The sequence below is a fragment of the Brevundimonas sanguinis genome, assembly GCF_029636725.1.
Taxonomy (GTDB): domain Bacteria; phylum Pseudomonadota; class Alphaproteobacteria; order Caulobacterales; family Caulobacteraceae; genus Brevundimonas; species Brevundimonas sanguinis.
In genome coordinates, this window is record NZ_CP116770.1 from 2,755,438 (window position 1) to 2,770,513 (window position 15,076).

Here is a 15,076-nt window from a genome sequence, read left to right on the forward strand (position 1 = left end):
TTCCATGGGTCGCCGCCGCCTGTTGATACTGCCCCTGATGATGGTGCTTGCGGCATGCGGCACCGAAAGCGTGCTGCCCGAAACCGACGGGTTCGGCGCGGCGCCCAACCTGCCCGCGCCCAAGCCCCAAGGCGTGCCGATGGTGAAGATCGCCCCGGCCGTCGGCTGGCCGCAAGGCCGCGCGCCCGTTGCGGCGGCGGGGCTGGCGGTCAACGCCTTCGCCACGGGGCTGGATCATCCGCGCTGGCTCTATGTCCTGCCCAACGGCGACGTGCTGGTCGCCGAGTCCCAGGGACCGGCCAAGCCGAAGGAGAAGAAGGGCGGCCTGCGCGGCTGGATCGAGGGACTGGTGATGGCGCGCGCCGGGTCGGGCGACCGGCCCAGCGCCGACCGCATCAGCCTGTTGCGCGACGCCGACGGCGACGGGACCGCCGAGACGAAGAGCGTCTTCCTCAGCGGACTGACATCGCCCTTCGGCATGGCTCTGGTTGGAGAGACGCTCTACGTCGCCAACGCCGACGCCCTGGTCAAAGTCCCCTATCGGACGGGACAGACGCGCATCGACGCGGCGCCGGTCAAGGTCGCCGACCTGCCCGCCGGGCGCAATCACCACTGGACCAAGAGCCTGGTCGCCTCGGCCGACGGGACGAAACTGTATGTCGGGGTCGGCTCCAACTCCAACATCGGCGAAAACGGGCTGGATGAGGAGGTCGACCGCGCCGCCATTTTGGAGATCGACGCGGCGACGGGGGCGCGGCGCGTCTTCGCCTCGGGCCTGAGAAACCCGGTCGGTCTGGCTTGGAACCCGCAGGACGGGCGTTTATGGACCTCGGTCAATGAGCGCGACGCCCTGGGGAACGATCTGGTCCCCGACTACATGACCTCGGTCACGGCCGGGGGCTTCTACGGCTGGCCGTGGAGCTATTACGGGCAAAACGTCGACGAGCGGGTGCAGCCCGCCCGGCCCGAGATGGTCGCCAGGGCGATCCGGCCGGATTACGCCCTGGGGTCGCACACGGCCTCGCTGGGCCTGACCTTCTATACGGGCGACCTGCTGCCGCAGTGGCGCAACGGGGCGATCATCGGCCAGCACGGCTCGTGGAACCGCAATCCGCCGTCCGGCTACAAGGTCATCTTCGTGCCCTTCCGCGATGGGCGGCCGGACGGGCCGCCGCAGGACGTGCTCACCGGCTTCCGCAATGAAAAGGGCGAGGCGATGGGACGGCCGGTCGGGGTCGCCGTGGACCGGCGCGGCGCCCTGCTGGTCGCCGATGACGTGGGCGACGCCGTCTGGCGCGTGGCGCCCGCCGCGCGCTGAGAGGCTAGACTTGACGCTACGTCATTGAAAACGGCGCGGAAGCTTGCCTTTTCGTCCAGCGGCTCCGCCTGCGTCCCCGCCCCCGGTTGACCCGCCGCCCCGCGCCGTTCATCACCTTTGGCAAAGGCAAATCGGGAAGAGGCGGCGCACCTATGGGACTGGCGGCAAACATCCGGCGTGACATCAAGTTCGCGAGCGGGCTGTTCCGGCTTCTGAAGCGCATCAAGCCCATCACCCTGGACGGCGACGTCCTGGCCTGTGACGACATCGAGGAGGCGGTCGACAAGTTCGGCCCCAACGTCGCCGTCGAGGACGAGACCCGCAAGCTGACCTATCGCGAGTTCGAGGCTCTGGCGAACCGCTACGCCAACTGGGCCAAGAGCCGCAATCTGAAGCGCAGCGACGTCATCGCCCTGGTGATGCACAATCGCGTGGAATACGTCGCAGCCTGGTTCGGTTTCTCCAAGGTCGGGGTGGCCACCGCCCTGATCAACAACAATCTGACCGGCGCGGCCCTGGCCCACTGCCTGACCATTTCGACCGCCTTCAACGTGGTGACGGACGAGGACTGCTGGCAGGCGGTCGAGGACGCGCGCGGCCTGGTCGACCGCAATCTGATGATCTGGGTCCACGGCCTGGGCGAGGAAAACGAAACCAACGGCCGCCGCGACCTGGACAACGCCGTGCGCAGCGCCTCCTCGGTGCGGCCCGACCGCGCGCTGCGCCAGGGCATGACCAACCGCGACACCGCCCTCTATATCTACACCTCGGGCACCACCGGCCTGCCCAAGGCGGCGCGGATGCCGCATTCGCGGGTGCGGACCTATATGCGCGCCTTCGCCGGGGCCACGGCCTCGACGCCCAAGGACGTGCTGTTCAACGTCCTGCCGCTGTATCACTCGACCGGCGGGCTGGTCGGGGTCGGTTCGGTGCTGTTGAACGGCGGGCGGATGGTGACGCGGCGGCGCTTCTCGGCCACCCATTTCTGGCCCGACGTGAAGGCGACGGGCGCGACGATGTTCGTCTATATCGGCGAGCTGTGCCGCTATCTGGTCAACAGCCCGGCGCATCCGGACGAGAAGGCGCACAAGCTGCGGCTGGCCTTCGGCAACGGCCTGCGCCCCGATGTCTGGCCCGAGTTCCAGAGCCGGTTCCGCATCAAGGACATTCTGGAGTTCTACGGCTCTACCGAGGGCAACGTCTCCCTGTTCAACTTCGACGGCAAGGCGGGCGCCATCGGCCGGGTGCCCAGCTATCTGAAGTCGCAGATCAACATCCGCCTGATCGCCCTGGACCCCGAGACGGGCGAGCCCCTGCGCGGCCCCAACGGCCAGTGCGTCCCCGTCGCCGTCGGCGAGACCGGCGAGGCCATCGGCCAGATCGGCAGCGACATCCGCCACGACTTCTCGGGCTATGCCGACAAGAAGGCGTCGCAGAAGAAGATCCTGACCGACGTGTTCAAGAAGGGCGACCGCTGGTTCCGCACCGGCGACCTGATGCGCCAGGACCGGCAGGGCTATTTCTATTTCATGGACCGGCTGGGCGACACCTTCCGCTGGAAGGGCGAGAACGTCTCGACCGCCGAGGTCGAGCAGCGCCTGTCCGAGGCGCCCGGCGTGCAGGAAGTCATCGCCTATGGCGTCGCCGTGCCGGGCCAGGAGGGCAAGGCGGGCATGGTCGGCCTGGTGATGGACGGCGTGTTCGACCCCGCCGCCTTCGCCGCCTGGACCGACGAGCAGCTGCCGTCCTATGCGCGGCCGGTGTTCGTACGGATGCTGAAGTCGGCCGACACCACCGGCACCTTCAAATACCGCAAGGTCGACCTGGTCGCCGACGGCTTCGACCCGGCCAAGGTCGACGGTCCCGTCTGGGTGCGCGGCGGCGAGGCGGGATACCAGGTGCTGACCGCCCAGGCGCGCGAAGCGATCCTGAGCGGCGAGACGCGGCTGTAGAACAAACACCCTCTCCCGATGGGAGAGGGTCTTCTTCTTTTTGTGCCGAACCGGGATTCGCGAAACGCGCCCTTAAGCATTAACGGCGATAAGGCGTCTGACCCTTCGGCTGCAGGACGCCCGCTCGCCCCATGTTCCAGATCATCGGCATCGTCATGCTGTTCGCCATGGTGTTCGGCAGCTTCCTGCTGCACGGCGGCAAGATGGCGACCATCCTCTATTCGCTGCCCTATGAGCTGATGGCGATCTTCGGGGCGGGGATCGCGGCCTTCCTGATCTCCAACAGCCTGCCGGTGATCAAGGCCACCCTGGGCGGGCTGGGCAAATGCTTCGCCGGGCCGAAGTGGAAGAAGCAGGACTACAAGGACCTGCTGAGCCTGCTGTTCCAGCTGACCAAGACGATGAAGTCCAAGGGCGTGATCGCCCTGGAAAGCCACATCGAAAAGCCGGCCGAAAGCACCATCTTCCAGAAGTATCCCAAGGTGCTGAAGGACCACTTCGCCACCGACTTCATCTGCGACACCCTGCGGATGATGACCATGAACCTCGAAGATCCGCATCAGATCGAGGACGCCATGGAAAAGCAGCTGGAGAAGCACCACCACGAGGCCCTGGCCCCCGCCCATGCGCTGCAGACCCTGGCCGACGGCCTGCCGGCGCTGGGCATCGTCGCGGCGGTGCTGGGCATCATCAAGACCATGGGCTCGATCACCGAACCGCCCGAGGTGCTGGGCGGCATGATCGGCGGAGCCCTGGTCGGCACCTTCCTGGGCGTCTTCCTGGCCTATGGGCTGGTCGGGCCGTTCGCCTCGCGCCTGAACGCCATCGTCGAAGAGGAAGGCGCCTACTACAAGATCATCCAGTCGGTGCTGGTGGCCCACCTGCACGGCAATGCGGCCCAGATCTCGGTCGAGATCGGGCGCGGCGACATCCCTTCGACCGCCCAGCCGTCCTTCACCGAAATGGAAGAAGCCCTGGCCGCCGCGCCGATGGACGCCTGACGGGCGGTCAATCCGACTTTCGGAACACGGAGCGTTCACGACGGTTCTGTGAAGATCACGGCCGCGTGCGCGGCCGTTTCTGAAAGGAGCCGTCCGATGCGACCGTCCTCAAGATTTCTTCTGCCGAGCCTGACCGCCGTGGGCGCCGTTCTGCTGTTGTCCGCGTGCAGCGAACGCGCGCCGCAGCGGGCGGACGGCGTGACCGCCCCGGCCGCCCAACCCTCGAGCACGCCGGATTCGAGGGCTGCGCCCGGGGCCATGACGCCCGCCAACCCGCCGCCGGGCGACGCCGTTCCGGCGCCGACCCCGCCGACCCTTCCGCCGGACCCGGATTCGCCGCCGACGCCGCTGCCGGCCGATCCGACCGACCCGGCCACGCCGCCGATTCCGCCCCACTAGAGGCGCGGCGAGGCGCGTCGGCGCATCGACAAACGAGATGCGCTCGCGGCGTCTTCACGAACGCGTGAGAAATCGCTTGCGCTTGTGCTCACGAAGCCGTTATCACTCCCTCAGCGAGGTTCATGGTCTCGCATTTACCTTCTGAAGGAAGAAAACTATGCGCATCACCGCTCTGATCGCCGCTTCGGCCGCCGCTCTGGCCCTGGCTGCTTGCCAACCCGCCGCCACCGACAAGGCTGAAGACGCCGCTGCCGACGCCACCGCCGCCGCCGACACCGCTGCCGACGCCGCTGCTACGGCCGACGCCGCCGCCACCGACGCCGCCGCCGCTGCTGGCGAAGCCGCTGGCGAAGCCGCCAAGGCTGACGCCGCTGCTCCGGCCGCCGACGCCGCCGCCGCTCCGGCTGCTGCTCCGGCCGCCCCGGCTGCCTAAGACTTCACAGTCTTAAATCGCGGTCTCCGGACCGTGATGGAGAAAGGGATCGTCTTCGGACGGTCCCTTTTTTCTTGCCCATAGGTCCGGCCAGCTTTCGTCCGCTCGCCCAGGTCGATAGACCGGCCGTCATGACCCATCCCGCCGACATCGCGCCTGACGACGCCTCTCCGCAACTGGTGTGGGCTGAGGACGGCTCGCCCCGCTCGGGCCGATTCGGCGACGTATACTTCTCCAAGGACGACGGCCTGGCCGAGACGCGGGCGGTCTTCCTGCAGGGCTGCGGCCTGCCGGACGCCTGGGCCGGGCGATCCGCCTTCACCGTGGGCGAGCTGGGCTTCGGCACCGGGCTGAACATCGTCGCCCTGCTGGACCTGTGGCGACGGACGCGGCCCGAAAACGGGCGGCTCAAGGTCTTCTCCATCGAAGGCTTCCCCCTGACGCGCGAAGAGGCGGCGCGGGCGCTGGCCGCCTGGCCCGAGCTGGCCGAGACGGCCGCCGGGCTGCTGGCGGTCTGGCCGGCCGGAACGCCGGGGTTTCACCGGCTGGACCTGCCGCAGTGGGGGGCGACGATCGACCTGGCCGTCGGCGACGCGCGATGGGCGCTGGAGCAGTGGTCGGGCGCGGCCGACGCCTGGTTTCTGGATGGATTTTCGCCGGCGCTTAACCCTGGCATGTGGTCGCCCGAGATTATGGCGCTGGTCGCGGCGCGCTCGGCGCCCGGCGCTCGGCTGGCCACCTTCACCGTCGCGGGGGCCGTGCGGCGGGGTCTGGCCGAGCACGGCTTTACGGTCGAGAAAAAGCCCGGCCACGGCCGCAAGCGCGAACGGCTGGAAGCGCGGATGGCGGGCGAGCCCCGGCCGGAGCGGCCGGTCCACGTCGCCGTCGTCGGCGCCGGGATCGCCGGGGCGGCCGTCGCGCGGGCCCTGATCGCCGAGGGCGGGCGCGTCACTGTCATCGAGGCCGAACGGGCGGGCGCGGGGGCCTCGGGCTTTCCCGCGTCGCTGGTCACGCCCCGGCTGGATGCGGGCGACGCCCTGATCGCCGGTCTTCACGCTCAGGCGCTGGAGCGGGCGGGCAGCCTGTATCGCGCCCTGCCCGGCGCCGTGGTCGCCCAGGGCGTGCTGCAACTGGAGCAGGCGCCGCGCGACGCCGTCCGTTTCGACAAGATCGCCGCTCAGGAACTGTGGGCCGAAGGGGCGATGCAGCGCCTGGACGCGGCGGCCTGCTCGATGCGTCTGGGCGAGGCGACGCCCCGCGGCGGACTGATGATGACGCAGGCGCTGGCGGTGCGTTCCGACGCCATACTGGAGCCCTGGCTGGCCGGCGCAGAACGGGTGACGGGGCGCGTGGCGCGGCTGGAGCCGATGACGGACGGCTGGCGCATTCGGGGCGAGGACGACGCCGTGCTGATCGAGGCGGACGCCGTGGTGCTGGCGGCGGGCTGGGGGACGGCGCGGCTGGCGCCCGACCTGCCGCTGTCGCCCGTGGCCGGACAGGCGGACTGGATCGAGGACGAAGCGGCGCCCGGCCCGAGCGTCCCGACGGCCTGGGGCGGCTATGCGGCGCCGACCGGGCGGGGGATGCTCTACGGCGCCACCCACGACCGGGGCGTCGAAACGCCCGAGGCGTCCGACGAGGCCAGCGCCCGCAACCGGGCGACCCTCGGCGCCGCCCTGCCCCAATGCGCTGCGCGCGTCGAGGCCGCGCCTGCTCAGGCGCGGGGGCGCCGCGCGGCCGTGCGCGCCACGACGCCTGACCGCCTGCCCCTGTGCGGCCGATGGCGCCCCGGCCTGTTCGTGCTGACCGGTCTGGGCTCGCGCGGCTTCTGCGTCGCGCCCCTGCTGGGCGAGCATCTGGCGGCCCTGGCGATGGGGCGGCCCTCGCCCCTGAGCGCCGAGGCGGCGCGCCGGCTGTCGGCGACCCGTTGGCTGACCGAAGGCGATAACGCCGTTTAAGCGAAACCAGCGCGCGCGCCCGGCGTTGTCGTGCATAACGCCACTGGCCTGGTTCAGACCGGGCGCACCGCCCTGATCGACGTCAACCGAGGCAGCGTCATGACCCTTCGTCTCGCTATGGCTCCGGCTCTTCTGGCCGCGACCTTCACCATCGCCGCGTGCGCGCCGGTCAACGCCGGGCCCAATGGCGGCAGCAGCGGCCAGACCGCCGCGAATACGACGGCGCGCCAGTGCATCTTCCAGCGCGACATTCGCAATTTCCGCGTCTCGAACGACGGGCGCAACGTCTATGTGCGCACGGGGTCGAAGTCGGTCTATCAGTTGGAGACGCTGGGCGTCTGTCCGGACCTGGAGAATGCGCTGGCCATCGGCTTCAAGCCGAATGGCGGGCTGACCCGCCTGTGCGTGGGCGACTGGACCCGCATCGTCTCGGCGCCCCGGGACTTTGACACCACGCCGTGCAGCGTCCGCATGGTCAAAGGCCTGACCGACGCCGAAGTCGCCGCCCTGCCGGCGCGGGATCGGCCCTGACCCCCTGTCCCACTATTTGAAGCGTCTCTCGACGGCCCGCCCGCAGATTACTTCTCTGTAATTGCGATCGAGTCGTTTGAGCGGGGATCGCCGAAGGGTTAAACAGCGTTGCTATGCCCGCGCCGTCGGACAGAAGGTTGGCGCGCGCCTGACTGAATGCTCAACCTCCCAGGATATCCGCACGTGGCGACCTCTCGACGCTTTTCGGCCCCACTGACCGGCGCCCTGGCCGCGGCGCTGTGCGCGAGCCTGACCCTGGCCGCCTGCGGCGGACACGGCGAGGCCCCCAAGAAAAAGGAAGCCGGCGCCTCGCGCCAGACCGTCAGCGCGGCGACGGCCACGACGGTCGCCCTGCCCCGCACGGTGGTCGCCTCGGGCACCGTCACCGCCTGGGAAGAGGTGCCGGTCGGCGCCGAGACCGGCGGGCTGACGGCGACGACCGTCTATGTCGATGAAGGCTCTTACGTCCGACAGGGCCAGCCGCTGGTGCAGATGAACGACGTGCTGCTGCGGGCCCAGGTGCGCCAGCAGCAGGCGGCGGTGCAGACGGCCGAGGCCAACGCCGCGCGCGACGACGCCGCCCTGGCCCGCGCGCAGGAATTGAAAGAGCGCGGCTTCCTCAGCCAGGCAGCGCTGGATACGGCCCTGGCCAACCAGCGCGCCTCGACGGCCAATCTGGCTGCGGCGCGCGCCTCGCTGTCCGAGACCCAGACCCGCCTGTCGCAGGCCACCATCCGCGCGCCGGTCAGCGGGCTGATCATCAGCCGCAGCGTCACCAAGGGCCAGATCATCGACGCCGGAACCGAACTGTTCCGCATGGTGCGCGACGGCCGCCTGGAGCTGGACGCCCAGGTGCCCGAGACCGAACTGCCGCTGATCCAGGCCGGGCAGAGCGCGGCCATCACCTCCAGCCAGGCCGGATCGACGACCGGCACGGTCCGCATCGTCACGCCTGAGGTCAATCCTCAGACCCGCCTGGGGCTGGCGCGCATCAGCCTGTCGCCCGGCAGCGCGCTGAAGCCGGGCATGTTCGCCCGCGCCGCCATCGAGGCGGGCGCCCGTCCGGCCACGGTGGTGCCGACCGACGCAGTCCTGTACCGCAGCAACAAGTCCGGCGTCTTCGTGCTGAACGCCGACTCCTCGGTGCGCTTCGCCCCGGTGACGGTGCTGTCGCGCAACGACGACCAGACCTCGGTCGAGGGGGTGGAGGCCGGGGTGCGGGTCGTGGTGGCCGGCGCCGGCTTCCTGAACGACGGCGACAAGGTGACGGTGGCGGCGCCCAAGGCGCCGGCGCCCGCCGCCGCCGCTCCGGCTCCCGCCGCCCAAGCGCCCGCCAAGAAGTAAGGCCCGGCCATGAACCAGATTTCCGCCTGGGCGATCAAGAACCCCATCCCCGTCATCCTGCTGTTCCTGCTGCTGACGCTGGGCGGGGTGACCGGCTTCGCCGGGATGCGGATCAACAACAACCCCGACATCGACTTCCCCCTGGTCGCAGTCACGGCCGCGCGCCCCGGCGCCGCCCCGACCGAGATGGAGGTGCAGGTCACGCGGGTGATCGAGGATTCGATCGCCGGCCTGTCGGGCGTGCGCCACATCTATTCCAACGTTTCGGACGGGGTGTCCTCGACCACCATCGAGTTCGAGCTGGGCACCGACACCGAGCGCGCCACCAACGACGTCCGCAACGCCATGAGCGGCGTGCGCGCCAGCCTGCCGCAGGACATGCAGGAACCGACGGTCCAGCGCATCGACATCACCGGCGACGCCCTGATCACCTATGTGGTGCGCTCGGAAACGATGACGCCGGAACAGATCAGTTGGTTCATCGACAATGAGGTCAGCCGCGCCCTGCTGGCGCTGGGCGGCGTCGGCGAGGTCAACCGTTCGGGCGGGGTGGACCGCGAGATCCGCGTCGAGCTGGATCCGCAGCGTCTGAGCGCCTACGGCGTCACGGCGGCGCAGGTCAGCCAGGCCCTGACCAACGTCAACAACAACCTGCCGGGCGGGCGCGTCACCATCGCCGGATCGGAGCGCGCGGTGCGCACGCTGGGCGCCGCCGGTTCGGTCGACCAGCTGCGCGAGACCCTGGTGCCGGTCGGCGACGGCAAGAACGTGCGCCTGGGCGACCTGGGCGTGGTGGTCGACAAGTGGAGCGAGCCGCGCCGCCTGGCCCGCTACAACGGCCAGGAGGCCGTGACCTTCAACTTCCTGCGCTCGCGCGAGGCCAGCGAGGTCAAGGTCTCCGAAAAGGTCCGCGCCGAGGTCGAGAAGATCGACGAGGCCCACCCGGAGCTGACCATCGAACAGGTCACGTCCAGCGTGAAATACATCGAGGAGTCCTACCTCGCCTCGCTGGAGGCGCTGATCCTCGGCGCCGTGCTGGCGGTCATCGTGGTGTGGATCTTCCTGCGCGACTGGCGCGCGACCCTGATCGCGGCGACGGCCATGCCGATGTCGCTGATCCCCACCTTCGCCATCCTGGGGCCGATGGACCAGTCGCTGAACGTGGTGACGCTGCTGGCCCTGTCGTTGACGATCGGCATCCTGGTCGACGACGCCATCGTCGAGATCGAGAACATCGTGCGCCACATGCGCGACGGCAAGCCGCCCTATGACGCCGCCTTCGAGGCCGCCGACGAGATCGGCCTGGCGGTCGTGGCGACGACCGGCACCATCATCGCCGTGTTCGCGCCCGTCGGCTTCATGCCCGGCATCATCGGCCAGTTCTTCAAGGCCTTTGCGCTGGCCGCCTGCATCAGCGTCTTCTTCTCCCTGGTGGTGGCGCGTCTGCTGACGCCGCTGATGGCGGCCTATATGCTCAAGCACACCCACCATGAGGACAAGGATCCCTTCTGGATGGCGGGCTATCTGCGGGCGCTGAAGTGGTGCCTGCGCCATCGCTGGATCGTCTTCGTCATGGGGGCGGCCTTCCTGTTCGGCTCGATCGGCCTGTCCGTGGTCGCCAAGATGTCGTTCGAGTTCATGTCGCCCGCCGACGAGGGCCGCGCGGCCTTCCAGATCGAGCTGCCGCCGGGCGCCACCCTGCGCCAGACCGACGCCGTGGTGCGGCAGGTGACCCAGACGCTGAACGCCCGGCCCGAGGTCACCTCGGTCTACGCCGCCGTCGGCGGCCAGGCGGTCAACCAGGCCAATGTCTACGCCGACATGGTGCCCAAGGGTCAGCGCGACCTGAGCCAGCAGGCCTTCGCCCGCGTCATGGTCGATGAGCTGAAGCAGATCCCCGGCGCCCGCATCCGCGCCGGCATCGCCCAGCAGGGCGGCGGCCCGGGCGACGGCACCAGCTACACCTTCTCCATCCTGGGCGACGACCCGGCGACGCTGGAAGCGGCCGCCCGCAAGGTGGAAGACGAGATGCGCGGCGTGCCGGGCCTGGCCAATGTGGTCAATACGGCCGCCATCGCCCGCCCGGAAATCCTGGTCACGCCGCGCCCGGACGAGGCGGCGCTGCTGGGCGTCTCGGCGGGGGCCATCTCGCAGGCGGTGCGCGTCGCCACGATCGGCGACGTCGATCAGAACCTGCCGAAATATAATCTGGGCGACCGTCAGATCCCCATTCGCCTGCAGCTGACCGAGGCGGCGCGCGAGGACCTGAACGTGCTGGAGAGCCTGCGCGTGCCGACCGCCTCGGGCGCCTCGGTGCCGCTGAGCGCGGTAGCCGACATCGAGTTCGGCGCCGGACCGGCCACGGTCAGCCGTCAGGACCGCTCGCGCATCGCCTCGATCACGGCCGAGCTGGACGGCATCACCACCGGCGCCGCCGGTCAGGCGGTGAACCGCCTGCCCTCGGTCAAGAGCCTGCCCAACGGCGTGCGCCAGGTCCCGGCCGGGGACGCCGAGTTCATCCAGGAGATGCTGATCGGCTTCGGCATCGCCTTCCTGTCGGGCATCCTGCTGATGTATGCGGTTCTGACCCTGCTGTTCAAAAGCTTCGCCTATCCGGTCACCATCATGGCGGCCCTGCCCCTGGCCATCGGCGGCGCCTTCATCGCCCTGGTGATCGCCGGCAAGAGCTTCTCGATGTCGGCCCTGATCGGGGTGCTGATGCTGATGGGGATCGCGGCCAAGAACTCCATCCTGCTGGTCGACTACATCATCATGGCCGAGAAGAGCGGTCTGAGCCGGTTCGACGCCATCATGGACGCCGCCCACAAGCGGGCGCGGCCGATCCTGATGACCACCTTCGCCATGGGGGCGGGCATGGTGCCCATCGCCATCGGCTGGGGCGCCGACGTGGAGTTCCGCTCGCCGATGGCCGTGGCGGTGCTGGGCGGGCTGATCTCCTCGACCTTCCTGTCGCTGCTCTACATCCCGGCGGTGTTCACTATCATTGACGACATCGCCGGCTTTGGACGGCGGACGCTGAACCGGATGTTCGCCGGGCAGAGGCGGATGGCCGGAGAGAGCCACACGCCGGCGGAGTGAGGCGCGCCTCAGGCGCTGAAAACAGGAAAGCCCCCGGTCGCATGGCCGGGGGCTTTTTCTATGGGCGTCCTCTCTCCCGATGGGAGAGGGCTTGAGCCTCCAAGAGCCGAAGGCGATTGGAACAGGCGAAAGGGTGAGGGTTGGCGGTCGCCGGTTGGAGAGAAAGCCGTCGCGCTGCGGCTGCCGCCGACTGAACCCTTAGCCCCTCACCCTTTCGCGCCAGAACGATCGCTGACGCTCTCGTGCGCTCAAGTCCTCTTCCGCCGGGAGAGGGACAAAAAAAGGCGGGCCGGATCGCTCCGGCCCGCCCCTATTGTCAGACGCTCCGCTGAGATCAGTAGCGGACGCGCAGGGTCACGCCGTAGGTGCGCGGCTGGCCCATGAAGGCGTTGTAGGTCTGGGTGTCCAGCGCCGGGTTGTAGTAGGTGCCGTTCGGCTGGACCGTGGTCTGGAAGGCCGAGCCTTGCAGCGGGGCGTTGATGGCCACCTGCTTATACTCCTCGTCCGTCAGGTTCTGGGCCCACAGGTCCAGCGCCCAGCGGTCGTCTTCGGCGCCCAGGGTGATGCGGCCGTTCAGCAGGGTCATGGCGTCCTGCATCTTGTACGGCAGCAGGTCCGAGCCGGTGTTGAACTCGGTCGAATACTTCGCCGACAGGTTCAGGCCCACCTTCATGCCCGAGCCGATCGAGCGGTCGAACGACATGGCCGCCGTGGCCGACCATTCCGGCGCGAAGGAGGCGCGGGCGCCCGGCAGCAGCGACAGCTGCGGGAAGTTGCCGGGGTTGGCTAGGTCGGCGGCGGTGAAGTCGCCGTATTTGGTGTCCGTGTAGGTCACGCCGCCCGAGAACGACAGGCCCTCGACCGGGGTGAACCAGACGAAGTCGGCGTCGACGCCCTCGGACGTCAGCTCAGGAATGGATTCGACCACGAAGGCCGTGCCCAGGAAGGTGTTGAGCTGGAAGTCCTCGAACTTCTGGTTGAAGTAGGTGATGTTGAACAGCACCGAACGGTTGAACAGGGTGTTCTTCAGCCCGATTTCATAGCTGTCGACCGTCTCGGACGGGAACAGCAGGGAGCTGCTGGGGTTGACCGGCAGCGGATTGGTCGCCGTCGGCCCCTGTACCCGGTCCATGTTGTAGCCGAACGACTTGTAGCCGCGCGCGTAGGAGGCGTAGGCCATCACGCTGTCGTTGAAGCGATAGCTGCCCTTGAGGGTGCCGCTCAGCTCGCCGTTGTCGTGGTTTTCCGAAATGCGACGGTTGTCGAACAGCGGGTTGGCCCACGGCAGGCAGAGGTTGGACGCCAGGCGCCCGGCGGTGGTCTGGGCGGCGGCCGCAGGCAGGCCCGCGCCCATCAGCGCTCCGGTCATCGCCGCGACATTGCCCAGGGCGCCGCCGCAGGCCGCGCCATTGGCTCCCAGATTGTCCTGGACGCCGAGCAGGCGCTTGTCGTCCAGGGTGTAACGCAGCCCCAGGGTGACGTCGAACTTGTCGGTCAGATGCAGGGTGTTGTTGGTGAAGAAGGCGATGGATTCGGTCGTCTGGCTGTAGTGATCCTGGACGCCATGACCCGTGCCGAACCCGGGGCCGGTGGGCGCCGTCGGACCCGAAGGCGCCATGCCGCCGGTCGCCAGACAACCGGCCAGGAACTGCGCCGTCGTCCCCGGACGGGTTATGCAGCCGATGATATTCGGGCTGATCGGGATGGCGCTCGAACCGGCGTTCAACTGGCTGGAGATCAGCAGCGACAGGAAAGGCGTGTAGCCCGCCCCGTACCAGTAGCTGTCGGCGCGGTCGATGTTCTCGCGGGTCATGAAGGCGCCGACCAGCCAGTCGAGGCGGTCGGTCGCGCCGGCCAGACGGAACTCCTGGGTCAGGTTCTCCAGCTCGAAGCCGTAGCCGCCGTCATCCACGCGATAGAGCAGGTCGGCGGTGGTGTAGTCGAGATCCATGCCGTTGACGCCCGACCAGTTCCGCCAGGAGCTGAGCGAGGTGAAGGTGGCGTTCCACGACGGAATGTCGATGTTGGCCTCGGCCGAGAAGCCCATGTCTTCCATGGTCTGGCCGGTGCCGCGGTTGGCGTAGGCCGTACGCGAGAAGGGCAGTTCGCCGAAGCCTGGCGCCGGGGCGGCCTGTTGACCGCCGACCGCGTTGATGAAGGCGACGGTGGGGCCGGTGCGGATCTGGGTCGAGACGCAGCAGTATTCGTCGCGCTTGGAATAGTCGGCGATCAGCCGGATCGAGACGTCGTCCGAGGGCAGGATCAGCAGCTGGCCGCGCGCGGTCCAGAAGTTCTGGTTCTGGTCGTCGGTCTCCTGACGCGGACCGGCCCCGGTGACGACGTCATAGAAGCCGTCGCGCTCGCGCTTGGCCATGTAGAGGCGGCCGGCGACCTTTTCGCTGAGCGGGCCGGTGACCGAGCCGGCGATGCCCCAGGCGCCGAAGTTGCCGTAGGTGGCCTCGGCCTCGAAGCCCGGCGTAAAGGACGGCGCCTCGGAGATGATGTTGATGACGCCGGCCGAGGTGTTCTTGCCGAACAGGGTGCCCTGCGGCCCCTTCAGCACCTCGATGCGGCTCAGTTCGCCCAGGTCGCCGAAGCCGACGCCGTTGCGCGAGCGGTAGACGCCGTCGATGACCACGCCGACCGAGCTTTCCAGGCCGGGGTTGTCGCCCACGGTGCCGACGCCGCGGATGCGGGCGGTGGTCGAGGTCTCGGATTGGGTCGAGGTGACGGTCATGCCCGGCGTCAGGATCTGCAGATCCTTGATGTCGCGCACCCCGGCGCCTTCCAGCGCCGCCTGCGACAGGGTGGTGACCACGATCGGCACGTCCTGCAGGCTCTGTTCACGCTTCTGGGCGGTGACGATGATGTCGTCGACCGTGGTGGGCCCCTCCTGGGCCGCGGCGGCGCCTGCGAAGCCGAAGGCCGCGACGCCGACGACGGCGACCGAAGCGGTGCAGCGAAGGATGTGGTTCAAACGCATAAGGCGGCTCCCCGACTCTGTTGGCCCGGCCGCATTTCGCGGCCGCGCGCGATTCCTG

At 69.0% G+C, this 15,076-nt stretch carries 10 protein-coding genes; 9 read left to right on the forward strand and 1 reads right to left on the reverse strand.

The features are described from left to right. Positions 1 to 4: 4 nt before the first annotated feature. The 9 genes from PIB44_RS13565 (at position 5) to PIB44_RS13605 (ending at position 12,035) form a co-directional block, all read left to right on the forward strand. Positions 5 to 1,318, forward strand: coding sequence for a PQQ-dependent sugar dehydrogenase (locus PIB44_RS13565; protein WP_278069765.1), 1,314 nt, complete (start codon positions 5 to 7; stop codon positions 1,316 to 1,318). A 152-nt stretch (positions 1,319 to 1,470) separates the two neighbouring features. Further along, positions 1,471 to 3,270, forward strand: a complete 1,800-nt coding sequence (locus PIB44_RS13570) for a long-chain-acyl-CoA synthetase (protein WP_278069766.1) — start codon at positions 1,471 to 1,473, stop codon at positions 3,268 to 3,270. A gap of 131 nt (positions 3,271 to 3,401) precedes the next feature. Continuing rightward, positions 3,402 to 4,271: a flagellar motor stator protein MotA gene (gene motA / locus PIB44_RS13575; RefSeq protein WP_003170169.1), complete on the forward strand. Its 870-nt coding sequence runs from the start codon at positions 3,402 to 3,404 to the stop codon at positions 4,269 to 4,271. A gap of 96 nt (positions 4,272 to 4,367) precedes the next feature. Then, positions 4,368 to 4,670, forward strand: coding sequence for a hypothetical protein (locus PIB44_RS13580; RefSeq protein WP_278069767.1), 303 nt, complete (start codon positions 4,368 to 4,370; stop codon positions 4,668 to 4,670). Positions 4,671 to 4,827: 157 nt separating this feature from the next. After that, a complete protein-coding gene (locus PIB44_RS13585; RefSeq protein WP_025977723.1) occupies positions 4,828 to 5,103 on the forward strand; it encodes a hypothetical protein in 276 nt (91 codons plus the stop codon). Positions 5,104 to 5,234: 131 nt separating this feature from the next. Beyond that, positions 5,235 to 7,061 carry a tRNA (5-methylaminomethyl-2-thiouridine)(34)-methyltransferase MnmC2 gene (gene mnmC2 / locus PIB44_RS13590; protein ID WP_278069768.1) on the forward strand — a complete coding sequence of 609 codons (1,827 nt, stop codon included), beginning with the start codon at positions 5,235 to 5,237 and terminating at the stop codon, positions 7,059 to 7,061. 30 nt (positions 7,062 to 7,091) lie between these two features. After that, the gene (locus tag PIB44_RS13595; RefSeq protein WP_278069769.1) at positions 7,092 to 7,592 is read left to right on the forward strand and encodes a DUF6491 family protein; all 501 of its coding nucleotides are present in this window, start codon (positions 7,092 to 7,094) and stop codon (positions 7,590 to 7,592) included. Between the two features lie 183 nt (positions 7,593 to 7,775). Further along, positions 7,776 to 8,936 (forward strand): efflux RND transporter periplasmic adaptor subunit, encoded by a 1,161-nt coding sequence (locus PIB44_RS13600; RefSeq protein ID WP_278069770.1) that lies wholly within the window; start codon positions 7,776 to 7,778, stop codon positions 8,934 to 8,936. Positions 8,937 to 8,945: 9 nt separating this feature from the next. Further along, positions 8,946 to 12,035 carry an efflux RND transporter permease subunit gene (locus PIB44_RS13605; RefSeq protein WP_278069771.1) on the forward strand — a complete coding sequence of 1,030 codons (3,090 nt, stop codon included), beginning with the start codon at positions 8,946 to 8,948 and terminating at the stop codon, positions 12,033 to 12,035. Positions 12,036 to 12,369: 334 nt separating this feature from the next. On the opposite strand, the gene PIB44_RS13610 is transcribed toward PIB44_RS13605, so the two are convergent. After that, positions 12,370 to 15,018, reverse strand: coding sequence for a TonB-dependent receptor (locus PIB44_RS13610; protein ID WP_278069772.1), 2,649 nt, complete (start codon positions 15,016 to 15,018; stop codon positions 12,370 to 12,372). Positions 15,019 to 15,076 lie beyond the last annotated feature (58 nt).